Source organism: Sphingomonas adhaesiva (genome assembly GCF_036946305.1).
GTDB classification, from domain to species: Bacteria; Pseudomonadota; Alphaproteobacteria; order Sphingomonadales; family Sphingomonadaceae; genus Sphingomonas; species Sphingomonas adhaesiva_B.
The window spans coordinates 231,148-256,540 of sequence record NZ_JAQIJJ010000002.1 but is presented as its reverse complement, the minus strand read 5'-3'; the positions used below and the strand labels follow the sequence as shown (position 1 = coordinate 256,540).

Sequence of the window (25,393 nt, the reverse complement as noted above, 5' to 3'; positions counted from 1 at the left end):
TCCCGCTTCTCCTCTCACATCGCTGAAGAAGCGGGACCCCGGGTCGAGCCTGGGGTGACGGGGCCAGCGTCATGACCACCATCTCGCTCGACCGCATCCGCCAGATCGAGGCGCGGCGCGACGAACTCGCGGCGATGATGGCCACCGGCGACCTCGACGGCGACCGGTTCGTTCAGGTGTCGAAGGAATATGCCGAGCTGGAGCCGGTCGCGCAGGCGGCGGGCGAGGTGCGCCGGCTGCGGCAGGAGGCGGACAGCCTCGCGCACATGACCGGCGACGCCGATGCCGAGCTGCGCGCAATGGCCGAGGAGGAACTGCGCGAGAATCGCAGCGCGCTGGAGGGGGCCGACCGCCGCCTCGCGCTCGCGCTGCTGCCGCGCGACGCCGCCGACCAGCGCTCCGCGATGCTGGAGGTACGCGCCGGCACCGGCGGTGACGAGGCGGCGCTGTTCGCGGGCGACCTGTTCCGCATGTATCAGCGCTATGCCGAACGGCAGGGCTGGCGCGTCGAGCTGATCTCCGCATCGGACAGCGACGCCGGCGGCTACAAGGAAGTCGTCGCCAGCGTCACCGGCAGCGGCGTGTTCGCGAAGCTGAAGTTCGAAAGCGGCGTCCACCGCGTCCAGCGCGTGCCGGTGACCGAAAGCGGCGGGCGCATCCACACCTCCGCCGCGACCGTCGCGGTGCTGCCCGAGGCGGAGGAGGTCGATGTCCAGATCGACGAGGCGAAGGATTTGCGCATCGACGTCTATCGTTCGTCCGGGCCGGGCGGGCAGTCGGTCAACACCACCGACAGCGCGGTGCGCATCACCCACCTTCCCACCGGGCTGGTCGTGATCCAGCAGGACGAGAAGTCGCAGCACAAGAACAAGGCCAAGGCGCTCAAGGTGCTGCGCACCCGATTGTATGAGGCGGAGCGCGAGCGGCTGGCCGCCGAGCGGTCGGGCACGCGCAAGGCGATGGTCGGCTCGGGTGATCGCTCGGAGCGGATCCGCACGTACAACTTTCCGCAGGGGCGGGTGACGGACCACCGCATCAACCTGACGCTGCATCGCCTGCCGGAGATTTTGCAGGGCGAGATGGACGAGCTGATCGGGGCGCTGATCTCGGAGGACGAAGCGGAACGGCTGGCGAGTTTGGAGGCGTAGCGCGGCTTGCCGCGTGCCGCGGCAAGACTCGCGCAAGCCCGGCCGGCGGGGCCTGGCCCCGTCCGACGACGCGGCTTTGCCGCGGCGGTCCTTGGAAGGGTTCACGCGGAGGCGCGAAGAGGGTGTGTCCGTGGCGATGGAAGTGATCCGCATGCAAAGTGAAAGGCGCCTTCGCGCCGTCATCCGATGACCGACGCCCGCGCCGCGCTGCGCGAGGCCAGCGCGCGTTTCGCCTTTTCCGACACGCCGCGGCTGGATGCGGAGCTGCTGCTCGCCCATGCGCTCGGCATCACGCGGGAGCGGTTGCTCCTCACGCTGGGCGACCACGCCGTTCCCACCACCTTCGTCGCTTTGGTCGAGCGCCGCGCGGCGCATGAGCCGGTCGCCTATATCACCGGCACCCGCGCCTTCTGGACGATCGACCTGCTGGTCGGACCCGGCGCGCTGGTGCCGCGCGCGGATAGCGAGACGCTGATCGAGGCGGCGGTGGCGCATTTCGCGGGCGGGGCGGGGCCGCGCCGCATCCTCGACCTCGGCACCGGGCCGGGGACGCTGCTGTTCGCCGCGCTCGCCGAATGGCCGGACGCGACCGGCGTGGGGGTGGAGGCGAGCGAGGCGGCGCTCGGCTGGGCGCGGCGCAACGCGGCGGCCTTGGAGATGGAGGGTCGCGTCGCGCTGCGCCACGGCGACTGGGGCGTGGGGGTCGCCGAGGCGTTCGACCTGGTGCTCGCCAATCCGCCCTATATCGCGACCGATGCCGAGTTGCCGCGCGAGGTGCACGCGCACGAGCCGGCGGGCGCGCTGTTCGCCGGGGCGGATGGGCTGGACGATTATCGCGTCATCGCGCGTCAGCTGCCGGCGCTGATCGCGCCCGGCGGGGCGGCCTGTATCGAGATCGGCTGGGACCAGCGCGACAGCGCCGGCGCACTGTTTCGCGCCGCCGGGCTGGCGGTGGCGGTGCGCGCCGACCTCGCCGGGCATCCGCGCTGCCTGATCGCGACGCGGCCGACGGGTTGAAAAGTCGCGGCGACGCCCAATATTTCCCTTTGAGAACGCCTGCCGAACGGCTAGGGATGGCGGCGGGGCACGCGAACTCGACGGCACTTGGTGCGGCGTCGGGCAGCCGACCCTCCCTTTCGTCGACAGTCGCTGCAGTCCGGCGACCGTGGCAGGCGCCCGCCGCGCTCTTTGGTGCAGGCGGTGTGCCGGGGATGACTGCAACCCTTACCCGATGCCGTTGGCCGGGGGGAGCAAGTGCCGGTTTGGTTTCCAGGACGAGGACAGTGATTTGATCAACAACCGTCAGAACGGTCGCCGTCGCGGCCGTGGTGGTAACCAGCGCCCCGGCGGCGGTGGCGGACAGGGCCAGCGCGACAGCGGCAACCGGATCGACAGCCGCGCGCGCGGCAATGCGGCGCAGCTGCTGGAGAAATACCGCAACATGGCGCGCGACGCGCAGCTGTCCGGCGACCGCGTCAACACCGAATATTACCTCCAGTTCGCCGACCATTATTTCCGCGTCCTCGCCGATCAGCGCGGCCGCTCGGACGATCAGCAGGCGCCGCGCCGCCTGCGCGACGATTTCGACCAGTTCGACGATGGCGACGACTTCGGCGACGAAGGCGAGCCGATCCGCGCCGAGGAACAGGCGCGCGCCAGCGAGAGCGATGCCCGTCCCCGCCGCGACGACCGCCAGCGCGACGATCGTCCCCGTGATGATCGCCAGCGCGAGGGCCGCCAGCGTGACGATCGCCCCCGCGATGATCGCCCCCGTGATGACCGTCAGCGCGACGACCGTCAGCGCGAGGCGCGCAACGGCCATGCCGAGCGCAACGGCGAGCGCACCGAGCCGCGGTTCGAGCGCGACGCGGTCGAGCCGGTGGCCGCCGCGCCGGCCCCCCTCGTGCCAGCCCCCGTTGCTGAGGCTCCGGTCGCCGACGAGGCCCGCGCGCCGCGCCGCCGCACCCGCAAGCCGCGCGAAGAGGCGAGCGCCGATCAGCCCGGGTTCGACATCGATCGCCTGCCGCCTGCGCTCAGCGCGCCGGTCGCCGCGACCGAGCCGGCTGGCGAGGCGCCCGCCGCGGAGGACGCGCCCAAGCCGCGCCGCCGTCGCGTGCGCGCCGCGGTGGAGGCCACTCCGGCCGAATAAGCGTCGTCGCAGGTCCAGTTGCCGAGCCCCGCGCCGTCACCACGACGGCGCGGGGCTCGTGCATTCAGGGCCGGTCGTCGGCGGGAAAGCGATCGACCGCCTCGTCATGCCCGGTACCGGAACTCATGAAGGCGAGGCCCATCAGCGCGCCCGCCATCGCCACCGATCCGACCACGCCGCCGATCGTCGCGGCGGTCGCGATCCAGCCGAGCGGGCCATAGGCCTTCCCCAGCAGCCACACCGCCACCACCGCCGCGGCCACGCCGACCAGCGTCACCCAGGCCAGGATGCGGCGGAAGCGGCGCCACGCCCAATGCGCGCCGCGCGGATCGTCCAGCCCGGAGGCGCGCGGAGCGGCGTCGTCATATGCCATGGTTATTGTCTTTGCGCCGAAAGGTGGGATGATGCCAGCCCGTGCGGCAAGCGACCCACGGGAGAGGAGCTGGATCATGACCATCGCCGCCATCCTGAAGGACAAGGGCCGGGATTTGTTCTCCGTCACGCCGGAGACACCGGTGGGGCAGGTGATCGCCGTGCTGGCGGAGCGCCGGATCGGCGCCGTGCCGGTGATCGCGGGCGACGGGGTGCAGGGCATCTTCTCCGAACGCGACGTCATCCGGTTGCTGGCGCATGGCGCGGTGGCGCTGGACGCGCCGGTCGGCGGCGCGATGACCGCGCCGGCGGTGACGGTATCGCCGCACGAAAGCGTGATCGGCGCGCTGGCGCTGATGACGCGGCGGCGGATCCGCCACCTGCCGGTGGTGGAGGACGGTCGCGTGATCGGGCTGGTGTCGATCGGCGACCTGGTGAAATACCGCATCGACCGGATCGAGGCGGACGCCGCGGCGATGCGCGACTATATCCAGCAGGCCTGACCGGCTCCTCCTGACCCTACGCCCGCCGCGCCAGCGCGACCAGTTCGCGCAGCAGCGGGCGCGCGATCGCCGACAGCGCGACGCCATAGGCGACGACGCCCAGTGCGACCAGCAGCGCGAGCCGCGGCACCGGCGCCAGCGGCGGCAACAGGCGGTCGGTCGCGACCACCACCGCCGCCATCATCAATGCGGCGATCAGCGCCGGGCGCACCGCGCGCAGCACGTCGCGCCCCCGCGCGCCGATCGCGGGCAGCGCGCGCCGGCTGCCCAGCAGCAGGTATAGCGGTGCTCCCGCCAACCATGCCGCGGCCAGCCCGGTCGCACCACCGCCGACCCCCAGCAGGAAAGCGACCGCCATGATCGCCGCGCCGGTGGCGCCGTTGCGCACGCTGATGCCCGGCCGCCCGATCGCGTCGCACGCCGGCTGGTACAGCACCTGCACCGTGACGAACGGCATCGCCAGCGCCAGCAGCCGGACGACGGGGATCGCCTGGCGCCATTTCTCCCCCAGCATCGCCAGCACCAGCGGCTCGGCGGTCGCGGCGAGGCCGAGATAGAAGGGCAGCGCCGCCGCCATCACCACGCGCACCGCCTTGGCAAAGGCCAGCGCGCGCGCCGCCGCATCGTCCTGCAACCGGGCATAGGCGGAGAAGGCGACGTCGTTGAGCGCGGGGACGAACTTCGCGACGAAGATCTGCGCCAGGAACAGGCTGGTGGTATAGATGCCCAGCGCGTGTGCGGAGAAGGTGCGGCCCGCGACGAATACGTCGGCCTGGCTCTGCACGAACCAGAACAGCTGCCCCAGCGCCATCAACCCGCCGTAGCGCGCCAGGTGCCCGGCGCCGCGAAAGTCGAAGCTGGGCAGGACGAACGCGCGCGCCTGCCATGTCATCGCCACCGCGCGCGTCGTGAACAGCACGAAGGGCGCGGCCACCAGCGTCCACACCCCCCATCCCGACCAGGCGCCGGCGAGGGCGGTGCCGGCGGCGGCGACCGCGGCGAGCATATTGGCCTTGGCCTGCGCACGAAAGTCCATCGCGCGCGCCAGCAGCGCGGCGGGCAGCGCGATGAACGGCGTGGTCAGGTACATCAGCGCCTGCACCCGCAACAGCGCCGCGACCTCGGGCTGGCGATAATAAGCCGCGGCCAGCGGCGCGATCGCGCATTGCACCGTCGCCAGCCCGGCATTGAGGACGATCAGCATGCCGAGCAGCTGGCGGATCATCCGCGGCGTGACGTGCGGCTGGCGGATCAGCCCGTTGGCGAGGCCGTAGCCGTCGAGCATGCTCATGAAGGCCATGACCACGCCGGTCATCGCGAACAGCCCGTAATCGGCGGGCGTCAGAATGCGGATGACCAGGAAGGTCGCGCCCCATTGCACGATCTGCGCGGTAATCTGGCCCCCGGACCGCCACAGAACGGCGGCGCGCACCTGCTGCGCGAGCCCGGATTCGGCCTCCGACGCGTGATTCGCGATGTGATTCGTCGCTCCGGCCATGCCCCCGGCTACCCGAACAGGGTCACCACCACGTTAAAACCCCAGGATTTCCGCGGATTTGACACGGGAGTGAAAGAAAATTGCAAAAAGTGTTTGACCGATCTGAAAGCCGGGCATAGAAGCCACTCCACCGACGGGGTGCACCACACGGAGCGCTTCGGAAGTCACGGAAAATCAGGCGCTTAGGTCGCCCCGGTAAAAGGGGATTGACCAGGGCGTCGGTTTTTGCCGCTCTTTGACATTGTAGGTTTAGATGAAGGGACATGTGGACGGTGGTCTGCGGGTCTGGCGCATACAAGGTGCGTTGGGGTCGTTAGAGCATAAGTCGTTTCATGTGTCCTTCACGTTTCCATTACGTGAATGTGCAGGAACGGCTCCTTGAAGTGAGCGGTTTCATCGTGGTTATTCCGCTGCGGTGAGATCGAGCATCAAACTTGAGAGTTTGATCCTGGCTCAGAACGAACGCTGGCGGCATGCCTAACACATGCAAGTCGAACGAAGGCTTCGGCCTTAGTGGCGCACGGGTGCGTAACGCGTGGGAATCTGCCCTTTGGTTCGGAATAACAGCGAGAAATTGCTGCTAATACCGGATGATGTCGCGAGACCAAAGATTTATCGCCAGAGGATGAGCCCGCGTTGGATTAGGTAGTTGGTGGGGTAAGAGCCTACCAAGCCGACGATCCATAGCTGGTCTGAGAGGATGATCAGCCACACTGGGACTGAGACACGGCCCAGACTCCTACGGGAGGCAGCAGTGGGGAATATTGGACAATGGGCGAAAGCCTGATCCAGCAATGCCGCGTGAGTGATGAAGGCCTTAGGGTTGTAAAGCTCTTTTACCCGGGATGATAATGACAGTACCGGGAGAATAAGCTCCGGCTAACTCCGTGCCAGCAGCCGCGGTAATACGGAGGGAGCTAGCGTTGTTCGGAATTACTGGGCGTAAAGCGCACGTAGGCGGCTTTGTAAGTCAGAGGTGAAAGCCTGGAGCTCAACTCCAGAACTGCCTTTGAGACTGCATCGCTTGAATCCAGGAGAGGTGAGTGGAATTCCGAGTGTAGAGGTGAAATTCGTAGATATTCGGAAGAACACCAGTGGCGAAGGCGGCTCACTGGACTGGTATTGACGCTGAGGTGCGAAAGCGTGGGGAGCAAACAGGATTAGATACCCTGGTAGTCCACGCCGTAAACGATGATAACTAGCTGTCCGGGGACTTGGTCTTTGGGTGGCGCAGCTAACGCATTAAGTTATCCGCCTGGGGAGTACGGCCGCAAGGTTAAAACTCAAAGGAATTGACGGGGGCCTGCACAAGCGGTGGAGCATGTGGTTTAATTCGAAGCAACGCGCAGAACCTTACCAGCGTTTGACATGTCCGGACGATTTCCAGAGATGGATCTCTTCCCTTCGGGGACTGGAACACAGGTGCTGCATGGCTGTCGTCAGCTCGTGTCGTGAGATGTTGGGTTAAGTCCCGCAACGAGCGCAACCCTCGCCTTTAGTTACCATCATTTGGTTGGGTACTCTAAAGGAACCGCCGGTGATAAGCCGGAGGAAGGTGGGGATGACGTCAAGTCCTCATGGCCCTTACGCGCTGGGCTACACACGTGCTACAATGGCGACTACAGTGGGCTGCAATCCCGCGAGGGTGAGCTAATCTCCAAAAGTCGTCTCAGTTCGGATTGTTCTCTGCAACTCGAGAGCATGAAGGCGGAATCGCTAGTAATCGCGGATCAGCATGCCGCGGTGAATACGTTCCCAGGCCTTGTACACACCGCCCGTCACACCATGGGAGTTGGGTTCACCCGAAGGCGTTGCGCTAACTCAGCAATGAGAGGCAGGCGACCACGGTGGGCTTAGCGACTGGGGTGAAGTCGTAACAAGGTAGCCGTAGGGGAACCTGCGGCTGGATCACCTCCTTTCTAAGGATAGCGGCGGTCAAGCGCCATCTGGTTCGCCAGGTGGAAGAGCTTCCTCCCATTCCAAAGAACATATCAGTACCACCGTCCTCATGTCCCTTCATCCTAGGTAAGTTTGCGAGACGGAATAGCGTCAGCTATTTCGCACGCAAACGCGCTCGGCCAGCGCGGCTGAGCGGCGCCACAAGGCGCGGCTTTGCCGCGACTGACGGCGCAGCGTGTGCGGGCCGGTAGCTCAGGTGGTTAGAGCGCACGCCTGATAAGCGTGAGGTCGTAGGTTCAACTCCTACTCGGCCCACCACGACAGGCGTTCCGCGAGGCCTACGCCGCCGGACGCGGCAAAAGCCGCGCCCTCTGGCGCAGGCTTGTGCCACGCCGATCGTGCTTGCCAGTGTGCGCATCAGCTTCGCTGCTGCGTCTCGCTGGCTGCGCATGGGGCTTTAGCTCAGCTGGGAGAGCGGTTGCTTTGCAAGCATCAGGTCATCGGTTCGATCCCGATAAGCTCCACCACGCGCCATATACCTAGAGATGAAGACACCAGTTCCGCTGCGAGACGCAGCGGTTATGGAAGCTACGGCTTCCTCTTTGACATTGTGAATGGGTTCTTAAAATCGATGCCGTGAAGGTGTCGGTGGCGAGAGAGCGAGACGGCTTTGGCTGTAGCGCGATCGAGGCACTGGCAATTCACTAATATCTGGCTGAGATTATGACACCTGCACCTGATACCGCTTCGACGCTATGCCGAGTGGTTGGAGGAGCCGATCGTCGACACGCGAGAGGTTCCCATCAAAGTAATACTTTGATGGGCGCCCTGAAGCGTGCCGCCGAGCGGCTCAGCTAATCCAGCGTTGATGTTGGTGGTGTGGGCTCTCAAGCGTGAGGTAAGGGCAATTCGTGGATGCCTTGGCGCATACAGGCGATGAAGGACGTGGCACGCTGCGATAAGCTGCGGTGAGGTGTGAGCAACCTTTGACCCGCAGATTTCCGAATGGGGAAACCCACTCATCCTGATTATCAAGAGCTGAGCCGCTCGGCGGCACGCTTCATGCGTGTCGGGGAGCGGCGCTGACCTTGGTAATTGGGAACATGAGTATCTTGGACCTGAATACATAGGGTTCAAGAAGCGAACCCGGGGAACTGAAACATCTCAGTACCTGGAGGAAAAGACATCAACCGAGATTCCGTTAGTAGTGGCGAGCGAACGCGGACCAGGCCAGTGCCTGACATTCAACTAGCAGAACGATCTGGAAAGATCGGCCGTAGCGGGTGACAGCCCCGTATGCGAAAGTGATGTGTCAGGACTCGAGTAGGGCGGGACACGTGTAATCCTGTCTGAACATGGGGGGACCACCCTCCAAGCCTAAATACTCGTATGCGACCGATAGCGAACTAGTACCGTGAGGGAAAGGTGAAAAGCACCCCGATGAGGGGAGTGAAACAGTACCTGAAACGGATTGCCTACAAGCAGTAGGAGGGGGTCTTGTGCCCTGACTGCGTACCTCTTGCATAATGGGTCTGTGACTTAATGTACCAAGCAAGCTTAAGCCGATAGGTGTAGGCGCAGCGAAAGCGAGTCTGAATAGGCGATTTGAGTTTGGTGTATTAGACCCGAAACCCGGCGATCTAGGCATGACCAGGATGAAGGTGTGGTAACACACACTGGAGGTCCGAACCGATTAACGTTGAAAAGTTACCGGATGAGTTGTGTTTAGGGGTGAAAGGCCAATCAAGCCGGGAAATAGCTGGGTTCTCCGCGAAAACTATTGAGGTAGTGCCTCAGACGAACACCGCAGGGGGTAGAGCACTGGATGGGCTAGGGGGTCGCGAGATCTACCAAACCTAACCAAACTCCGAATACCTGCGAGTGCTATCTGGGAGACAGACGGCGGGTGCTAAGGTCCGTCGTCAAAAGGGAAACAGCCCTGACCTACAGCTAAGGTCCCCAAGTCACGTCTAAGTGGGAAAGCATGTGGGAATCCCAAAACAACCAGGAGGTTGGCTTAGAAGCAGCCATCCTTTAAAGAAAGCGTAACAGCTCACTGGTCTAAACAAGGGTTCCTGCGGCGAAGATGTACCGGGGCTCAAGACGTGCACCGAAGCTTAGGGTGTGCAGCAATGCACGCGGTAGCGGAGCGTTCCGTAAGCCTGCGAAGCGATCTGGTAATGGGTCGTGGAGGTATCGGAAGTGCGAATGCAGACATGAGTAGCGATAAAAGAGGGTGAGATGCCCTCTCGCCGAAAGACCAAGGGTTCCTGCGCAAGGCTAATCCGCGCAGGGTGAGCCGGCCCCTAAGACGAGCCCGAAGGGGGTAGTCGATGGAATGCGGTTAATATTCCGCAGCCTGGTGGTGTGTGTGACGGATGGTGTGTGTTGTACGGCCTTAACGGATTGGCCGTGCTTCGAAACTGTCCCGGGAAATAGCCCCACCGTATAGACCGTACCCGAAACCGACACAGGTGGTCTGGTAGAGTATACCAAGGCGCTTGCAGAGAAGTGTCCTGAAGGAACTCGGCAAATTGCCTCCGTACCTTCGGAAGAAGGAGGCCCCCGGCTAAGCGCAAGCTCTGTCGGGGGGGCACAGGCCAGGGGGTAGCGACTGTTTAGCAAAAACACAGGGCTCTGCTAAGTCGGCTTCAAGACGACGTATAGGGCCTGACGCCTGCCCGGTGCCTGAAGGTTAAGTGGAGGGGTGCAAGCTCTGAAATGAAGCCCAGGTAAACGGCGGCCGTAACTATAACGGTCCTAAGGTAGCGAAATTCCTTGTCGGGTAAGTTCCGACCTGCACGAATGGCGTAACGACTTCCCCACTGTCTCCAGGACATGCTCAGCGAAATTGAATTCTCCGTGAAGATGCGGAGTACCCGCGGTTAGACGGAAAGACCCCGTGCACCTTTACTGCAGCTTCAGAGTGGCATTAGGAAAGAACTGTGTAGCATAGGTGGGAGGCTTTGAAGCATTGGCGCCAGCCGGTGTGGAGCCATAGGTGAAATACCACCCTGTTGTTTTCTGATGTCTAACCTCGTTCCGTGAAGCCGGAACAGGGACCCTCTGTGGCGGGTAGTTTGACTGGGCGGTCGCCTCCTAAAGAGTACGGAGGCGCGCGAAGGTTGGCTCAGGCCGGTTGGAAACCGGCTGTTAGAGTGCAATGGCATAAGCCAGCCTGACTGCGAGACTGACAAGTCGAGCAGAGACGAAAGTCGGTCATAGTGATCCGGTGGTCCCTCGTGGAAGGGCCATCGCTCAACGGATAAAAGGTACGCCGGGGATAACAGGCTGATAACCCCCAAGAGCTCATATCGACGGGGTTGTTTGGCACCTCGATGTCGGCTCATCACATCCTGGGGCTGGAGCAGGTCCCAAGGGTTTGGCTGTTCGCCAATTAAAGTGGTACGTGAGCTGGGTTCAGAACGTCGCGAGACAGTTTGGTCCCTATCTGCCGTGGGCGTCGAAATTTGAGAGGAGTTGACCCTAGTACGAGAGGACCGGGTTGAACGTACCTCTGGTGTACCTGTCGTCGTGCCAACGGCGCAGCAGGGTAGCTATGTACGGACGGGATAACCGCTGAAAGCATCTAAGCGGGAAGCCTCCCTCGAGATAAGATTTCACAGGACGGTGAAAGACCATCACCTTGATAGATCGGATGTGGAAGTGCGGTAACGCATGGAGCTAACCGATACTAATTGTCCTATTCGCGCTTGAGAGCTCCACACCCCCAACATCAACGTTGGTGGCATGGTGTCGCCCTCATCCAGTAAAACGTGCATCGATTTGAAACCCACCCGCTCCCGGCCACCCGCCGGGCGAGCGCGATACGCGACGCTTCATTGCCTGGTGGCCATAGCGTCGGTGAACCACCCGATCCCATCCCGAACTCGGCCGTGAAACCCGACCGCGCCAATGGTACTACTGCCTAAGCAGTGGAAGAGTAGGTCGCTGCCAGGCATTGAAGCCTCGCGTATCAAGAACCCTTCACAATGTCACACACGCTTCGGAGCAAACCGCTCCCGGCGGGGGTGGAGCAGCCCGGTAGCTCGTCAGGCTCATAACCTGAAGGTCACAGGTTCAAATCCTGTCCCCGCAACCAGATCCCCCACCGCACCCCCGCAGCGACAGCTGGCGGGGGTTTTCGCGTTCCGTTCCGTGCGCGGCGGCTGGACCGCGTCCGCTCCGTCGGCCCCTTGCCGTCTTTTCCGGTGACAGCACGGTAGGCTTCACCTCAGCGCGATCGCGGCCACACGCCGCCCGCCGACCTTTCCCCGGCGCGCGCCTGCGTCACCCCTTGAGGATGACGCGGCGTCCGCTTGCCGGTATGAGGCGCGGATGGCGGACGATCCCTTTGCGCTGTTCGACGGCTGGTACGCCGAGGCGCGGCAGCATGAACCCAACGACTCGAACGCGATGGCGCTCGCGACGGCGGATGCGTCGGGGCGGGCCGTCGGTGCGGATGGTGCTCCTCAAGGGGCATGGCCCCGACGGCTTCGTCTTCTACACCAACCGCGGCAGCCGCAAGGCGGGCGATCTCGCCGCGAACGCCCAGGCCGCGCTGCTCTTTCACTGGAAGTCGCTGCGCCGGCAGATTCGCATCGAGGGCGCGGTGACGCCCGCGAGCGATGCGCAGAGCGATGCCTATTTCGCGACCCGCGGGGCGCGATTCGCAGCTCGGCGCCTGGGCGTCGGACCAGTCGCGTCCGCTCGACGCGCGTGCCACGTTCGAGGCGCGGTTCGCGGCGGCGCAGGCGCGCTTCGACGGGCAGGACGTGCCGCGGCCGCCGTTCTGGGGCGGCTATATCGTCGCGCCCGAGCGGATCGAATTCTGCAGGACCGTGCGCACCGGCTGCACGAGCGTCGCCTGTTCACGCGCGAGGCGGACGGCGGGTGGAACGAGGGATTGCTGTACCCATGACGCAGGACGAACGTCGCCGCATCATCCCGCTCGCGATGCGCGCCGCGCTGGCGAGTGTGGCGATGGCCTGCGCGCTGCTGGTCATCAAGGGCTATGCCGCCTGGCACACCGGATCGGTGGCGATGCTGGGCAGCCTGGCGGACACCGGGCTCGACCTGCTCGCCAGCCTCGTCACGCTGTACGGGGTGAAGCTGGCGGCGGAGCCGGCGGACCAGGATCATCGCTTCGGTCATGGCAAGGCGGAGGCGCTGGCGGCGCTGTTCCAGGTGGTGCTGATCACCGCCTCGGCGATCGGGATCGCGTGGCGCGCGATCGAGCGCTTCTCCAACCCGTCGATCAACGAGGATGCCGGGCTGGGGATCGCGGTGTCGGGCGTCGCGATCGTCGCGACGATGGTGCTGCTGGCCTATCAGCGCAGCATCATCCGCCGCACCGGATCGGTCGCGATCCTGGCCGACAATGTCCATTATCAGTCCGACGTGCTGCTCAACACCGCCGTCATCGGTGCGCTGGTGCTCGACCAGTATCTGGGCGTGGCGGGGGCGGATCCGGTGTTCGGCATCGCGATCGCGGTGTGGCTCGCCTGGGGTGCGTTCCAGGCGTCGAGCCAGGCGATCGACATGCTGATGGACAAGGAATGGCCCGACGATCAGCGCGCCGCCTTCGTCGAGGTCGCCGCGCGCCAGCCGGGCATCCGCGGCATCCACGATTTCCGCACGCGTCGTTCGGGCAGCCACGATTTCGCGCAATTCCACATGGAGGTCGACCCGGAGCTGAGCGTGCGCGAGGCGCATCGCATCGTCGAGCGGGTGGAGGTCGCGCTGCGCGACACCTTCCCGCGGGTCGAGACGCTGATCCACCTCGATCCGGAGGGGCATGTCGATACCGACAATCCGCTGGTGGAGGCGGACGTGACGCCGCACTGGTTCTCGAAGCGGCTGTAACCGGACAGGAAAACAAACGATGCGGATTCCGTTCACGCAGGTGGATGCCTTTGCCGATGCGCCGTTCGCGGGCAATCCGGCGGCGGTGATGCCGCTGGCGCAATGGCTCGACGATGCGGTGCTGCAGGCCATCGCGCAGGAGAACAACCTGTCGGAGACCGCCTTTCTGGTCGCCGACGAGAGTGGCGCGGCCGACTATGAACTGCGCTGGTTCACCCCCGCTGCGGAGGTGGCGCTGTGCGGCCATGCGACGCTGGCGAGCGGGCATATGGTGCTGTCGTCCGACACCATGCGCGATCAGGTGACGTTCCGCACGCGACAGGCGGGGGTGCTGGAGGTCGCGCGCGAGGCGGGCGGCTATGCCATGGCGCTGCCGGCCTGGACGCCCGCGGCGAAGCCCTTGCCCGAGGTGGTCGCGGCGCTGGGCGTCGAGGCGGTCGAGACGCTGTGGCACGACAAGGGCTATGCCGTGGTCGTCGTCGCGGACGAGGTCGCGGTGCGCGCCGCGACGCCGGACGGCCGCGCGATCGCCGCGCTGGGGCCGCTGGTCCATATCGTCACCGCGCGCGGGCAGACGGCGGAGGTCGTCAGCCGCGTCTTCACCGATTTCTTCGATATCCCGGAGGATCCCGTCACCGGCTCCGCGCATGCGGTCATCACGCCCTATTGGGCGGGCGTGCTGGCGCGCGACACCTTCACCGCGTTCCAGGCGAGCGCGCGCGGCGGGCATGTCGGGTGCCGGCTGGAGGGCGACCGCGTGATCCTGCGCGGCGATTGCGTGACGACGATCGAGGGCACCTTCCTGCTCCCGTAATCGGCAGGGTTGATCTCCCAGTGAATCGATGTAGATTGATTCGCGAACGACGAAGGGGATCCCTGCCGATGAAGAAGATCGTTGTCGCGCTCACCGCCGCCACGCTCGCGCTGACGCTCGCCGCCTGCGACCGCGCGTCCGACATCAACGCCGCCGCGGCTAATGACGCCGCGTTCAACGACACGATCGTCACCGACGAGGAGCCGGCCGACGCCAATCTGAGCGCGACGGGCAACGGTGCCGATATCGCGCCCCGTCGACCCGCTGGTCGATCAGAACGCGACCGCCCCCGGCAACGCATTGTAATCCGCTTCGCGCCCACGGGCGGGGCGCACCGCAACCGTCTGGAATGCTCCCTGGACGAACCTGGGCCCGGCAACCCCCTTGCCGGGCTCTTTCTTGTCCGGGCCGGCACCCGGGTATCATCGATACGCCCCGGCCTTGCGCAGGACCGCTGCGAACCATTTTTTTGTTCCCCGGCGCAGGCCGGGGTCCAGTGACGGTCGGCTCGTAAGAGCTGAAACCGCGTGCAACTGGACCCCGGCCTGCGCCGGAGAGGATGTGGACGTTCGCAGAGGTCCCGCTAAGGGCCGCGTCAGGCGGCGAGCGCGACCGGTTCGGTCGAGGCGATCCAGCCGCCGCCCAGCACGCGGTCGCCATCGTACAGCACCGCGGCCTGCCCCGGCGCAACGCCATATTCGGGTGCGTCGAACACCAAGCGGTCGCCCTCCATCCGCGCCGGCACCGGCTTCGCCATCGAGCGCACCTTCGCCGTCATGGCGCCGCCGAGCGGGCCGAGCACGTTCATCGCATCGAGCCGTGCGGCGCCCACCGCCAGTGCCGCACGCGGCCCCACCACCACGCGGCGCTCGGCGGGATCGAGACGCACGACGTAGAGCGGCTCCGGCGCGCCGCCCAGGTCGAGCCCGCGGCGCTGGCCGACGGTATAATGGACCAGCCCGCGATGCTCGCCCAGCTTGCGCCCGGCGAGGTCGACGATGTCGCCGCCCGACGCCGCCTCCGGACGCAGCTTCTTGACCAAGGAGGCATAATCGCCGTCGGGAACGAAGCAGATGTCCTGACTGTCGGGCTTGTCGGCGACCAGCAGCCCCAGCTCGGTCGCCAGCTCGCGCACGCGGCGCTTGGGCAGCGCGCCGAGCGGGAAGCGCAGGAAATCGAGCTGCTCGGCGGTGGTCGCGAACAGGAAATAGCTCTGGTCGCGTGCCGGATCGCTGCCGCGGTGCAGTTCCGCGCCCTGCGCGCCCATCACGCGGCGCACATAATGGCCGGTCGCGAGGCAATCGGCGCCCAGGTCGCGCGCCAGCGCCAGCAGGTCGGTGAATTTCGGCCCCATGTTGCACTGGACGCACGGGATCGGGGTGCGCCCGGCGAGATAATCGTCGGCGAACCGGTCGACCACCTGCGTGCGAAAGCTCGACTCGTGGTCGAACACGTAATGCGCGATCCCCAGCCGGTCGCACACCGCGCGTGCATCGCGGATGTCGCGCCCGGCGCAGCACGCGCCCGCGCGCTTCGTCGCCTCGCCATGGTCGTAGAGCTGGAGCGTGACGCCGATTGTCTCCGCGCCGCTCGCCGCCGCCAGCGCCGCCACGACCGAGCTGTCGACCCCGCCCGACATCGCCACGACGATGCGCCGCGCGCCCGCCCCGAGCTGAAAATCCACCGCGTCCATGATCCGCGCCTCATACCCCGGCGGGCGGGCGCGCGTAAACCCGTGTGAACGAAGCGTTGCCGCGGGCTTTACGCGACCTTTAGCAGCCTGGGCGTAGAGCGTCCCATCGCATGTTGACGAACGATGGATGGACGCGGCCCCGATGACCGATCCCGATACCCCGGCTCCTTCGCTGCTGACGACGCTGCGCGCGCGACAGCGCACGTCGCGCACGGCGCAGATGGCGCGCGCACTGAACGCCGCCGGAGCGGGCGCGGGAAACGGGGCGGGCGCGGCCGGCGGAGCCTTCAATCCCGCCGCCGCCGCCGCGCTGACGGGTTGGCGAGAGCCGTGAAGACGCTGTTTACCGCGCTGTTTTAGGGCGCGTTCAACCCGGCACCCGTAGCAGGTGGCCATCGAGACTGGAGAGGGGGCCCCCCGCCCCGAACCGAGGTTAGAATGATCGAGAATCAGAAGATCCGTCCCGCGAAAGTGATCGGCCCGCTGGGTGAGCCGCTCACGATCGACACCTTGCCCCCGGCCGACACCACCCGCTGGGTGGTACGCCGCAAGGCCGAAGTGGTCGCCGCGGTGAACGGCGGGCTGCTGAGCGTGGACGAAGTGTGCCAGCGCTATGGCCTGACGGTGGAGGAATTCGCCGGCTGGCAGCGCGCCATCGACCGCTCCGGCATGCCGGGGTTGCGCGTGACCCGCATCCAGCATTACAAGTCGCTGTACGAACGCCAGCAGAAATATTGATCCCCGATTACGCGCCCGGAACAATAACCGGGTGTCGTGAGTCTTTCCTGTCACAGCGCTTCACTGTCCGGGCGCGTCGCAGGGGAGAAATGCAATGGGTCTCATCATCTGGCTGATCGTTGGCGGTGTCATCGGCTGGCTGGCCAGCATCATCATGCGCACCGATGCGCAACAGGGTATCTTCCTGAACATCGTCGTCGGCGTCATCGGCGCCTTTCTCGGCGGGCTGCTGTTCAGCGGCGGGTCGATCAACAATGCGCCGCTGACGGTGTATTCGTTCCTGGTGTCGCTGCTGGGTGCGGTGATCCTGCTCGCGATCGTCAACCTGGTGCGCCGCGGCAGCGTGCGCTAACGGTTCCTTCGACGCGAAGGATGAGGCGGCCGCCCGGGCAACCGGGTGGCCGTTTCCGTTCGCGGTAGCGGTCGGGCGCTGCTCGATCCCGGATCAAGTCCGGAGTGACGATCACCGTGAATCAGGTCGAACCAAGGTCGTCATGGCGAGCGGAGCAAAGCAATCCAGGGCGTCTGGTCCGACCTTGATTGCTTTGCTCCGCTCGCCATGACGGATCAACCTGCCTTTCTCCCGCTTCCTCGTCGTTGTTGTAGAAACGGCGTCATTGCGCATCATTTTGGGGGTTACGTCGATCACTCTTGCCTTACGCCGCGGCGCGTTCCGACCGGGGCCGCAGCAGCCGCGCGAACAGCGCGTGCCACCACACCTTGCGCCGCTCGGTAAGCTCGGCGATCGCCAGCGTGACCAGAACGATCGCCACCAGGAGTGTCACCACTCCTCCGCTGCCGCGCAGCAGCGCCGGCGATAGCCCGACCAGCGCCTGTGACAGCGGGACGTGGAACAGGTACAAGGTGAAGGTGCAGCCTGCCCACCATTGGATCGCTCGCGCCAGCCCTGCCGGCGGTGTCATCCCGCGGCATGCGGCATCGATGCCGACGATACCGGCGGCAAAGGCGGTCGCGATCAGGAAATCGGCGGGCAGGTCCCGCAGCCGGTGCCAGAAAATCGGACTGTCGGTCCACGACATCATCCCGAACCAAACCAGCGCATTGACCGTCATGATCACCGCCATCGACGCGACGAACAGCACGATCCCCGCGCCGCGGCCCACCAGCCGCCGGCGGCAGACCAGCTGCGTGGCCGCCCCCATCAGCCAGATCGTCCCCATGATCGCGATGCGCGGGCCGTAGATGGCGATCGCCAGCAGCACCAGCCACTTGCGCCCGCGCTGAAGGAACAGCGCGAGCCCGAAGCAGATGTAGAACGGCACCTCATAGCCCATCGACCAGTACGGCGAGTTGGAGCCGAGCTGAATATGGTGCGACCAGAGTTCGTTGAGGAAGGTCAGCCCGGCCAGCGCCTGCAGCGGCGCGGCAGTCACGGCGGTATCGTCGACGATCCAGTGCGGCAGCGGCGGCGCCACGGCATCGATCAGGAAGGTGAGGGCGATCGCCGGGAGCGCGACCGAATAAATCCGTGCCGCACGCGCGACCGCGTAGCTGCGCCAGTCACCTTCGCGGCGAGTCACCACATAGCTGATGACGAAACCCGACAGGACGAAGAATATCAGCACGCCCTGCGACGCGACGGCGGGGGTGAAAAAAGGAATTGCCTGCCCGCCCCAGTCGTTGACATGCGCCAGAAGCACGACGCACGCGGCGATGATCCGCCACGCATCCAGATAGACCGATGTCGTCTTATTCATAGCGCCCCCCGCCCAGTGTGACTAACCCGGCGGGGGGCCGCGAAAAAGCGCTATCTTCGTGGCGCAAGTGCGTATTTCAGAAGGAGATGCCTATTTGAGCAGGAACCGCACCCGCACCGTCGCGGTCACGTCGGTCTCGCCTGCCATCACCACGGTCGAGGCGTCGCGCTGCGCCATCGCGCTGACCCGCATCATCACCGGCGGCTGCGGACGACCGCCGTCGTTCTCGCCCGCTTCCTCGATCGACACGATCCGCGACACGTTCATCCCCGCGGCGCGCGCGTAGAGGGTGGCGCGTGCCCGCGCGCGCGCCACCGCATCGGTGCGTGCCTCGTCCAGCGCGGCGTCGGGGTCGGCCAGCGACATCGCCGGCCCGTCGACCTGGTTCGCGCCCGACCGCACCAGCGCGTCCAGCACCGGCCCCGCCTTCTTCACGTCGCGGAAGGTGACCGACACCGTATTGCTCGCCTGATAGCCGGTGATGACCGGCGGCTGGTTGTCGGCATAGCGATATTGCGGCGACAGGCCGACGTTGCTGGTGGCGATGTCGCGATCGGCGATGCCCGCGGCCTTCAGCGCCTTCACCACCGCCGCCATCCGCTGCGCATTCTCCGCCAGCGCCGCCGCCGCGGCCGCATTCTGGGTCACCACGCCGGCGCGGATCGTGGCGACGTCGGGGGTGCGCACGGTGCGGCCGGTCGCGGTGACGTCGAGAACGGTGCCGTCGGGCACCACCATGGCGCTCGGCACCGGCACCTGCGCCGTCGCCGCCATCGGCAGCGCGGTGGCCGCCAGCATCATCATCGCCGTCATCAAACGCATCATATCCTCCCGAAAGATTGGCCCGTTCCGTCTGCGCAACGGCACCGGAATGCAGCATGAACGCGCACGATCGCAGGCGGATGCGACCGTTTCGCCACATCTTGTCTCCGGTGACCTACAAGCGTAATACACGCCGTTCGGAAAGGGGACCGATGACATACGTGAGCGGGAATCTGCGCGGGGAGCAACTGGGCGAACAGCTGGCGATCGACGATTCGTCGCAGGCGACGGCCGCGCGGCGGCGGCGGCGCTGGCTGATCCTGCTGGGCGTCGCGGTGCTCGCCATCGCGGCGGCGGCATGGTTCGCCACCCGCGGCGACAAGGGCGCGCCGCCCGCCACGGCGGCGGATCAGGCGCCCAGCGTCACCGTCATCGTGCCCGGCGCGCAATCGGTCGCGCGCACCGTCGCGGCGACCGGATCGCTCGCCGCCAAGCGCGAGATGCCGGTCGGCGTCGCGGGCGAGGGCGGGATGGTCGCGCAGGTGCTGGTGGAGCCGGGCCAGTGGGTCCGCGCCGGACAGGTGCTCGCCACGATCGACCGCTCGGTCCAGGCGCAGACCGCCGCCAGCCTGGCGTCGCAGATCGGCGTCGCGCGGTCCGACCTGACGCTGGCGCAGGCCGAGCTGGAGCGCGCCGAACAGCTGGTCGATCGCGGCTTCATCTCCAAGGCCGACGTCCAGCGGCGCATCGCGACGCGCGACGCGGCGCAGGCGCGGCTGCGCGTGGCGCAGGCGACGCTGTCCGAACAGCGCGCGCGCAACGCCCGGCTCGACATCCGCGCGCCCGCCGCCGGGCTGATCCTGACGCGCGGCGTGGAACCGGGGCAGATCGTCAGCTCGGCCAGCGGCGTGCTGTTCCGCATGGCGCGCGACGGCCAGATGGAGATGCGCGCGCAGCTGTCCGAAACCGACCTGCAGGCGATCCATGTCGGCTCCGGCGCGCAGGTGACGCCGGTCGGCGAGCAGCGCAGCTTCGCCGGCCGCGTGTGGCAGGTGGCGCCGGTGATCGACCCGCAGTCGCGTCAGGGCATCGCGCGCATCCAGCTGTCCTACGATCCCGCGCTGCGCCCCGGCGGCTTCGCCTCCGCGACGATCGTGGCGGGCGGCGCGACCCAGCCGGAGCTGCCGCAATCGGCACTGCTGAGCGACACGCGCGGCAATTACGTCTATATCGTCGATGCGCAGAACCGGGCGCAGCGCCGCGACGTGACGCTGGGCACGGTGAGCGCGGACAAGGTGGCGGTCGCCAGCGGGCTCGTCGGTGACGAGCGCGTCGTGCTGGCGGCGGGCGCCTTCCTGAATCCCGGCCAGCTGGTGAAGCCGGTCGTCCAGCAGAAGCGCGGCTGAGGAGCGCGAACCCCATGGACTTCCGCAACATCTCCGCCTGGTCGATCCGGAACCCGGTTCCCTCGATCGTGCTGTTCATGATGCTGACGGTCGCGGGGATCGTCAGCTTCATCCGCATGGACATCAACCAGGAGCCGGACATCGACTTTCCGGCGGTGACGATCTCCATCACCCAGCCCGGCGCCGCGCCCAGCGAGCTGGAGACGCAGGTGACGCAGCGTGTCGAGGCCGCGGTGCGCACGCTGGAGGGCGTGGACGAGATCCAGTCGTTCGTGTCCGAGGGCAATTCTACCACCTTCGTCCAGCTGGCGATCGGCACCCCGGTCGACCGCGCGGTCAACGAAGCGCGCGACGCGGTGACGCAGATCCGCGCCAACCTGCCCGAGGGGATCCTGGAGCCGCAGGTCCAGCGGGTGAAGATCAACGACAACGATCTCGGCAGCTTCACCGCGATCGGCACCGACATGACGCTGGAGCAGCTGAGCTGGTACATCGACAATACGGTGGCCAAGGAGCTGCTGTCGGTGCCCGGCATGGGCTCGGTCGAGCGTAACGGCGGCGTCAGTCGCGAGATCCGCGTGATCCTCGATCCCGCGAAGCTCGCCGCCTATGGCCTGACCGCCAGCCAGATCAACCAGCAGCTGATGCAGGTGAACCTGAACGCGGCGGGCGGGCGCGCGGAGATCGCGGGCGCGGAACAGTCGGTGCGCGTGCTGGGCAATGCCGATACCGCCTATACGCTCAGCCAGTTGCAGATCGCGGTCGGCGGCGGGCGCACGATCCGGCTGTCGGACGTGGCGATCGTGCGCGACCTCTATGCCGAACAGCGCAGCAGCGCCGCGGTGGACGGCCATGCCGCGCTCAGCTTCGACTTCAAGCGCGCCAAGGGGGCGTCGGACGTCACCGTCTTCCGCGAGGCCAAGGCGAAGCTGGAGGCGCTGGAGAAGCGCAACCCGCGCGTCCACTTCAAGGTGCGCATCGACGGGTCCAAATACGCGCTGGAACAGTACAAGTCCGCGCTCCACGCGATGATCGAGGGCGCGATCCTGGCGGTCGTCGTCGTCTTCCTGTTCCTGCGCGACTGGCGCGCGACGATGATCTCCGCGCTCGCCATCCCGCTGTCGGCGATCCCCGCCTTCTGGTTCATGGACCTGATGGGGTTCACGCTGAACGAGATGACGCTGCTGGCGCTCAGCCTGGTGGCGGGCGTGCTGGTCGACGACGCGATCGTGGAGATCGAGAATATCGTCCGCCACATGCGCATGGGGAAGAGCGCGTTCCAGGCGTCGATCGATGCCGCGGACGAGATCGGGCTGGCGGTGCTGGCCACCACGATGGCGATCGTCGCGGTGTTCCTGCCGGTCGGGCTGATGCCCGGCGTCTCGGGGCAGTTCTTCAAGAATTTCGGGCTCACCGTCGTCGTCGCGGTGCTGATGAGCCTGGCGGTGGCGCGGCTCATCACCCCGATGATCGCGGCCTATTTCCTCAAGGCCGGCGGCGTTGCGGAGCATGGCGGCGGGCGGCTGCTGACCCTGTACGAGCGCGTGCTGGTCTGGACGCTGGACCAGGGCAAGGCGTCGTCGGTCCGCGCGAAGGGAGGGGTGCGCCGCGTCACCGGCTATTGGCGCGACCATCGCCTGTGGACGGTCGGGATCGGCGGGCTGGCGTTCCTGCTGACCCTGTTCCTGTTCACGCAGATCCCGCTGACCTTCCAGCCATCGGTCGACCAGCCGCGCAGCGCGGTGACGATCACGATGCCGCCGGGGGCCACGCTGGCGACGACGCAGGGCGCGGTCGACCGCGTCTATGCGCTGCTGCGCAACCAGCCGGAGGTGGAGACGCTCTACACCCGCACCATGGTGGGCAGCGGGCGCGTCGTCGCGGTGCTGAAGGAGAAGCGCGACGCCACCTCGACCCAGTTCGAGCGGCGGCTGGCGCCGGAACTGGCGAAAATCCCCGACGCGCGCGTCAACTTCCAGTCGCAGTTCGGCTTCGGCGACAACAATCGCGACGTGTCGATCACGCTGGGCGGCGACGATCCGGTGCTGCTGCGCAAGACCGCGGACGCGGTGGTGGCGGAGATGGCGACCGTCCCCGGGCTGCTCGCCCCGCGCATCGCGGGCGACCTCAACCGGCCGGAGATCCTCATCAAGCCGCGGCTGGAACTGGCCGCGCAGCTGGGCGTGACGACCGCGGCGCTGTCCAACGCGATCCGCATCGCGACGCTGGGCGACCTGGACCAGAACAGCGCGCGCTTCTCGCTCAGCGACCGTCAGGTGCCGATCCGCGTCGCGCTGGCGGAAAGCGCGCGCTCGCGGCTCGACACGATCCAGAACCTTCCCGTGGCGACGCAGAGCGGCGGCTCGGTGCCGCTCAACCTGGTGGCGGAGATCGGCTTCGGCTCCGGCCCGACGAAGATCCAGCGCATCAACCAGCAGCGTCAGCTGACGATCGGTGCGGATCTCGCGCCCGGTGTGGTGACCAGCGACGCGATGAAGAAGGTCAACCAGCTGCCGCAGATGAAGAACCTGCCGATCGGGGTGCAGCAGCTCACCGTCGGACAGGCCAAGTGGCAGATGGAGATGCTGATCAACTTCGTCTTCGCGGTGATCGCGGGCGTGTTCCTCGTCTTCTCGGTGCTGGTGCTGCTGTACCGACGGCTGCTGCCGCCGCTGGTCAACATGGGGTCGCTGCTGCTCGCCCCGCTGGGCGGGCTGCTGGCGCTGATGGTGGCGGGGCAGCCCCTGTCGATGCCGGTGTTCATCGGGCTGCTGATGCTGCTGGGCATCGTCGCCAAGAATTCGATCCTGCTGATCGACTTCGCGCTGGAGGAGATGGCGGCGGGGGTCGCGCCGCGCGCCGCGATCGTCGATGCCGGGCACAAGCGCGCGCAGCCGATCGTGATGACCACGGTGGCGATGGTCGCGGGCATGGTGCCGACCGCGCTGTCGCTGTCGGGCGACGGCGCGTGGCGCGCGCCGATGGGGATCACCGTGATCGGCGGGCTGACGCTGTCGACGCTGCTGACGCTGCTGATCGTGCCCGCCGGCTTCTCGCTCGCGATCGGGATCGAGCGGCGCGTCGGGCCGTGGCTGGGCCGCCGCCTGCTGACCTATCGTCCCGGCGACGACGGCGCGCGGGTGATCGACCATGATGCCCCCGCCGGCGCGATCCCCGCGCCGCACGGGCGCATCGGCTTCCGCGACGAGGGGACGACCCCGGCGGAGTGACGGAGCCGATCCGTCCGTCGCCGGTTCTGCCTCGACCTGTGATGGACGAGGAAGCCGGGATGTTGCGATCGATCGTGCTGGGCGCGGTGGCGGGGATGCGCGCGATGACGCCGTTCGCGGTGGTCGCCAATGCCGCGCGCACCCACGAACTGGGGACGGGTGGCGGCACGCTGCCGCGCGTCATGGCGCATCCCTTGGTGTCCGCCGGCGCGCTGGCGCTGGCGGTGGGCGAGATGGCGGGCGACAAGATGAAGACCGCGCCCGACCGGATCGTCACCGCCGGGATGATTGCGCGCACCGCGACCGGCGCGCTGGCCGGTGCCACCGCCGCCCCGCGCGACCGGCGGGCGCTGGGCGCGGCGCTGGGCGCCGCCGCGGCGGTCGCGGCGTCCTATGCCACCTTCCACCTGCGCATGGCCGCGCTGCGCCGCTACGGCCAGACCGCGACCGGCGCGATCGAGGATGCCATCGCGCTGGGCGGCGCGGCGCTCGCGGCGCGGGTGTAGCGTGCGGTCGCCCTCACCCTTCCGCGCCTTCGGCGCTCCCTCCCTCTCCCACCGGGAGAGGGAAGGGGCCCGCCCGGCGCAGCCGGGTGGGAAGGGTGAGGGCGACGATCGCCGGAATTAGCGCTTAAGGCCCGCCAGCAGCAGCGCTCCGTCCAGCGCATCGCCCGCCGGCGCGGTCAGCCGCGCCACCGTCCGCGCGCGCAGCCATGGCTGGAGCCGCGCCGACAGCCCGCCCATCAGCGCGCACGCCGGCGCGCCGCGTTCGAAGATCGTCTCGATGAAGCGCTCGACATGCCCCGCGGCATCCTCGACGATCGAGCGCGCGATCGCGTCGCCCGCCTCGGCATGGTCCATCACCAGCGGGGCGAGCGCGGCATAGTCGCGCGGGGTGGCGCGATCCATCCACGCGATCGCCTGCGGAATGGCATGGCCGAAGCGATCGGCGACCGCGAGGCTCAGCGCGGTACGCTCGCTGCGGCCGTCGAGCGCGCGCAACGCGTGGCGCACCGCCGACAGCCCCAGCGCCGCGCCGCTGCCCTCGTCCGAAATGGGAAAGCCATAGCCGCCGATCGCGAAATCCACCCCGCCGACGCGCACCTGCGCGATGCTGCCGGTGCCCAGGATCAGGATCGCGCCGTCGCGCCCGCGATGCGCGCCCAGATTGGCGATCGCGGCATCGGTGCCGAAATGGGTCGCGGCGAAGGGAAAGTCGAGCGCGCGCAGCGCATCGAGCGCACCGGGGCGCGAGATGCCCGCGATCCCCATGCCGGCGCGGATCGTGGCGACCGCGGCGGCGTCCAGCCCGGCCTGCGCCACCGCCTGTCCGATCGCCTCGTCCAGCACCGCGCGCAGCCGCTCCACCCCGATGCGCGCATTGGCGGGGCCGGTCAGCCCCTCGCCCAGCACGCGCCCGTCGCCATCGGTCAGTCGCGCGCGGCAATGGCTGCCGCCCGCATCCACGCCCAGGAAATAGTCTGCCGCCATGCCGATGCTCCTGTCGCCATCCGGCGCCCGTGCGCAACCCCGAAAGCCCGCGCCCATGACGGGCGGAGGCCAGACCATAACCCCGCGCCATCGCCGCGGGATTGACGC

At 67.0% G+C, this 25,393-nt stretch carries 19 protein-coding genes, 3 tRNA genes, 3 rRNA genes and 1 pseudogene; 20 read left to right on the top strand and 6 right to left on the bottom strand.

Annotation, left to right across the window (positions count from 1 at the left end; translation table 11 throughout):
* Positions 1-71: 71 nt before the first annotated feature.
* From prfA to PGN14_RS01330, 3 genes are all read left to right on the top strand, one after another.
* A complete protein-coding gene (gene prfA, locus PGN14_RS01340; protein WP_335297614.1) occupies positions 72-1,148 on the top strand; it encodes a peptide chain release factor 1 in 1,077 nt (358 codons plus the stop codon).
* 186 nt (positions 1,149-1,334) lie between these two features.
* Entirely contained in the window at positions 1,335-2,165 is an 831-nt protein-coding gene (gene prmC / locus PGN14_RS01335) for a peptide chain release factor N(5)-glutamine methyltransferase (RefSeq protein ID WP_335297613.1), read from the top strand.
* 271 nt (positions 2,166-2,436) lie between these two features.
* Complete coding sequence (locus PGN14_RS01330; protein WP_335297612.1) at positions 2,437-3,297, top strand: DUF4167 domain-containing protein; 861 nt, start codon at positions 2,437-2,439, stop codon at positions 3,295-3,297.
* 64 nt (positions 3,298-3,361) lie between these two features.
* On the opposite strand, the gene PGN14_RS01325 is transcribed toward PGN14_RS01330, so the two are convergent.
* Complete coding sequence (locus PGN14_RS01325; protein ID WP_335297611.1) at positions 3,362-3,670, bottom strand: hypothetical protein; 309 nt, start codon at positions 3,668-3,670, stop codon at positions 3,362-3,364.
* 76 nt (positions 3,671-3,746) lie between these two features.
* Between PGN14_RS01325 and PGN14_RS01320 the strand changes: the two genes are divergently transcribed.
* Entirely contained in the window at positions 3,747-4,172 is a 426-nt protein-coding gene (locus PGN14_RS01320; RefSeq protein WP_335297610.1) for a CBS domain-containing protein, read from the top strand.
* A 16-nt stretch (positions 4,173-4,188) separates the two neighbouring features.
* Here the strand turns inward: PGN14_RS01320 and PGN14_RS01315 are convergent, their stop codons facing one another.
* Positions 4,189-5,670: a lipopolysaccharide biosynthesis protein gene (locus PGN14_RS01315; RefSeq protein WP_335297609.1), complete on the bottom strand. Its 1,482-nt coding sequence runs from the start codon at positions 5,668-5,670 to the stop codon at positions 4,189-4,191.
* Between the two features lie 430 nt (positions 5,671-6,100).
* Between PGN14_RS01315 and PGN14_RS01310 the strand changes: the two genes are divergently transcribed.
* The 10 genes and pseudogenes from PGN14_RS01310 to PGN14_RS01265 all read left to right on the top strand — a co-directional run bounded on the left by PGN14_RS01310 (position 6,101) and on the right by PGN14_RS01265 (position 14,748).
* Positions 6,101-7,589: ribosomal RNA gene (locus PGN14_RS01310) — 16S ribosomal RNA — on the top strand.
* Positions 7,590-7,810: 221 nt separating this feature from the next.
* A tRNA-Ile gene (locus PGN14_RS01305) sits at positions 7,811-7,887 on the top strand.
* A gap of 133 nt (positions 7,888-8,020) precedes the next feature.
* Positions 8,021-8,096, top strand: a tRNA-Ala gene (locus tag PGN14_RS01300).
* Positions 8,097-8,457: 361 nt separating this feature from the next.
* Positions 8,458-11,287: ribosomal RNA gene (locus tag PGN14_RS01295) — 23S ribosomal RNA — on the top strand.
* 127 nt (positions 11,288-11,414) lie between these two features.
* Positions 11,415-11,529: ribosomal RNA gene (gene rrf, locus PGN14_RS01290) — 5S ribosomal RNA — on the top strand.
* The 16S, 23S and 5S rRNA genes sit together here with 3 tRNA genes alongside, the layout of an rRNA operon.
* A 65-nt stretch (positions 11,530-11,594) precedes the next feature.
* Positions 11,595-11,667: transfer RNA gene (locus PGN14_RS01285), tRNA-Met, on the top strand.
* 240 nt (positions 11,668-11,907) lie between these two features.
* Positions 11,908-12,490 (top strand): annotated as a pseudogene (pdxH, locus tag PGN14_RS01280) (pyridoxamine 5'-phosphate oxidase).
* Positions 12,487-13,434 carry a cation diffusion facilitator family transporter gene (locus PGN14_RS01275; protein ID WP_335297608.1) on the top strand — a complete coding sequence of 316 codons (948 nt, stop codon included), beginning with the start codon at positions 12,487-12,489 and terminating at the stop codon, positions 13,432-13,434. Before pdxH ends, PGN14_RS01275 begins: the two are co-directional and overlap by 4 nt.
* Before the next feature lie 19 nt (positions 13,435-13,453).
* Positions 13,454-14,248 carry a PhzF family phenazine biosynthesis protein gene (locus PGN14_RS01270; RefSeq protein WP_335297607.1) on the top strand — a complete coding sequence of 265 codons (795 nt, stop codon included), beginning with the start codon at positions 13,454-13,456 and terminating at the stop codon, positions 14,246-14,248.
* A 68-nt stretch (positions 14,249-14,316) separates the two neighbouring features.
* The gene (locus PGN14_RS01265; protein WP_335297606.1) at positions 14,317-14,748 is read left to right on the top strand and encodes a hypothetical protein; all 432 of its coding nucleotides are present in this window, start codon (positions 14,317-14,319) and stop codon (positions 14,746-14,748) included.
* Positions 14,749-14,843: 95 nt separating this feature from the next.
* On the opposite strand, the gene mnmA is transcribed toward PGN14_RS01265, so the two are convergent.
* Positions 14,844-15,941: a tRNA 2-thiouridine(34) synthase MnmA gene (mnmA, locus tag PGN14_RS01260; RefSeq protein WP_335297605.1), complete on the bottom strand. Its 1,098-nt coding sequence runs from the start codon at positions 15,939-15,941 to the stop codon at positions 14,844-14,846.
* Positions 15,942-16,083: 142 nt separating this feature from the next.
* Here mnmA and PGN14_RS01255 point away from each other — a divergent pair, with 142 nt between their 5' ends.
* From PGN14_RS01255 to PGN14_RS01245, 3 genes are all read left to right on the top strand, one after another.
* Positions 16,084-16,275: a hypothetical protein gene (locus PGN14_RS01255; RefSeq protein ID WP_335297604.1), complete on the top strand. Its 192-nt coding sequence runs from the start codon at positions 16,084-16,086 to the stop codon at positions 16,273-16,275.
* Positions 16,276-16,379: 104 nt separating this feature from the next.
* Complete coding sequence (gene sciP / locus PGN14_RS01250) at positions 16,380-16,679, top strand: CtrA inhibitor SciP (protein ID WP_335297603.1); 300 nt, start codon at positions 16,380-16,382, stop codon at positions 16,677-16,679.
* A 94-nt stretch (positions 16,680-16,773) separates the two neighbouring features.
* Complete coding sequence (locus PGN14_RS01245; RefSeq protein ID WP_335297601.1) at positions 16,774-17,031, top strand: GlsB/YeaQ/YmgE family stress response membrane protein; 258 nt, start codon at positions 16,774-16,776, stop codon at positions 17,029-17,031.
* A 304-nt stretch (positions 17,032-17,335) separates the two neighbouring features.
* On the opposite strand, the gene PGN14_RS01240 is transcribed toward PGN14_RS01245, so the two are convergent.
* Together PGN14_RS01240 and PGN14_RS01235 are read right to left on the bottom strand one after the other, a co-directional pair.
* Positions 17,336-18,397 carry an acyltransferase family protein gene (locus PGN14_RS01240; RefSeq protein ID WP_335297599.1) on the bottom strand — a complete coding sequence of 354 codons (1,062 nt, stop codon included), beginning with the start codon at positions 18,395-18,397 and terminating at the stop codon, positions 17,336-17,338.
* A 90-nt stretch (positions 18,398-18,487) separates the two neighbouring features.
* Positions 18,488-19,219, bottom strand: a complete 732-nt coding sequence (locus PGN14_RS01235) for an SIMPL domain-containing protein (protein ID WP_335297597.1) — start codon at positions 19,217-19,219, stop codon at positions 18,488-18,490.
* A gap of 152 nt (positions 19,220-19,371) precedes the next feature.
* Here PGN14_RS01235 and PGN14_RS01230 point away from each other — a divergent pair, with 152 nt between their 5' ends.
* Genes PGN14_RS01230 through PGN14_RS01220 form a run of 3 tightly spaced genes read left to right on the top strand, consistent with a single transcriptional unit; the run spans position 19,372 to position 24,301 of the window.
* Positions 19,372-20,565 (top strand): efflux RND transporter periplasmic adaptor subunit, encoded by a 1,194-nt coding sequence (locus PGN14_RS01230; RefSeq protein ID WP_335297595.1) that lies wholly within the window; start codon positions 19,372-19,374, stop codon positions 20,563-20,565.
* Between the two features lie 14 nt (positions 20,566-20,579).
* Positions 20,580-23,795 carry an efflux RND transporter permease subunit gene (locus PGN14_RS01225; RefSeq protein ID WP_335297594.1) on the top strand — a complete coding sequence of 1,072 codons (3,216 nt, stop codon included), beginning with the start codon at positions 20,580-20,582 and terminating at the stop codon, positions 23,793-23,795.
* A 59-nt stretch (positions 23,796-23,854) separates the two neighbouring features.
* Positions 23,855-24,301, top strand: coding sequence for a DUF4126 family protein (locus PGN14_RS01220; RefSeq protein ID WP_335297593.1), 447 nt, complete (start codon positions 23,855-23,857; stop codon positions 24,299-24,301).
* Between the two features lie 117 nt (positions 24,302-24,418).
* Here PGN14_RS01220 and PGN14_RS01215 read toward each other — a convergent pair whose 3' ends face one another.
* The gene (locus PGN14_RS01215) at positions 24,419-25,285 is read right to left on the bottom strand and encodes a BadF/BadG/BcrA/BcrD ATPase family protein (protein ID WP_335297591.1); all 867 of its coding nucleotides are present in this window, start codon (positions 25,283-25,285) and stop codon (positions 24,419-24,421) included.
* Positions 25,286-25,393 lie beyond the last annotated feature (108 nt).

Coding starts and splice junctions, on each gene's coding strand:
- PGN14_RS01255 (WP_335297604.1), top strand. CDS start 16,084: ATGACCGATCCCGATACCCCGGCTCCTTCGCTGCTGACGACGCTGCGC.
- PGN14_RS01215 (WP_335297591.1), bottom strand. CDS start 25,285: ATGGCGGCAGACTATTTCCTGGGCGTGGATGCGGGCGGCAGCCATTGC.
- PGN14_RS01315 (WP_335297609.1), bottom strand. CDS start 5,670: ATGGCCGGAGCGACGAATCACATCGCGAATCACGCGTCGGAGGCCGAA.
- PGN14_RS01220 (WP_335297593.1), top strand. CDS start 23,855: ATGTTGCGATCGATCGTGCTGGGCGCGGTGGCGGGGATGCGCGCGATG.
- PGN14_RS01320 (WP_335297610.1), top strand. CDS start 3,747: ATGACCATCGCCGCCATCCTGAAGGACAAGGGCCGGGATTTGTTCTCC.
- PGN14_RS01225 (WP_335297594.1), top strand. CDS start 20,580: ATGGACTTCCGCAACATCTCCGCCTGGTCGATCCGGAACCCGGTTCCC.
- PGN14_RS01240 (WP_335297599.1), bottom strand. CDS start 18,397: ATGAATAAGACGACATCGGTCTATCTGGATGCGTGGCGGATCATCGCC.
- PGN14_RS01265 (WP_335297606.1), top strand. CDS start 14,317: ATGAAGAAGATCGTTGTCGCGCTCACCGCCGCCACGCTCGCGCTGACG.
- PGN14_RS01275 (WP_335297608.1), top strand. CDS start 12,487: ATGACGCAGGACGAACGTCGCCGCATCATCCCGCTCGCGATGCGCGCC.
- PGN14_RS01235 (WP_335297597.1), bottom strand. CDS start 19,219: ATGCGTTTGATGACGGCGATGATGATGCTGGCGGCCACCGCGCTGCCG.
- prfA (WP_335297614.1), top strand. CDS start 72: ATGACCACCATCTCGCTCGACCGCATCCGCCAGATCGAGGCGCGGCGC.
- mnmA (WP_335297605.1), bottom strand. CDS start 15,941: ATGGACGCGGTGGATTTTCAGCTCGGGGCGGGCGCGCGGCGCATCGTC.
- PGN14_RS01325 (WP_335297611.1), bottom strand. CDS start 3,670: ATGGCATATGACGACGCCGCTCCGCGCGCCTCCGGGCTGGACGATCCG.
- PGN14_RS01230 (WP_335297595.1), top strand. CDS start 19,372: ATGACATACGTGAGCGGGAATCTGCGCGGGGAGCAACTGGGCGAACAG.
- prmC (WP_335297613.1), top strand. CDS start 1,335: ATGACCGACGCCCGCGCCGCGCTGCGCGAGGCCAGCGCGCGTTTCGCC.
- PGN14_RS01245 (WP_335297601.1), top strand. CDS start 16,774: ATGGGTCTCATCATCTGGCTGATCGTTGGCGGTGTCATCGGCTGGCTG.
- sciP (WP_335297603.1), top strand. CDS start 16,380: ATGATCGAGAATCAGAAGATCCGTCCCGCGAAAGTGATCGGCCCGCTG.
- PGN14_RS01270 (WP_335297607.1), top strand. CDS start 13,454: ATGCGGATTCCGTTCACGCAGGTGGATGCCTTTGCCGATGCGCCGTTC.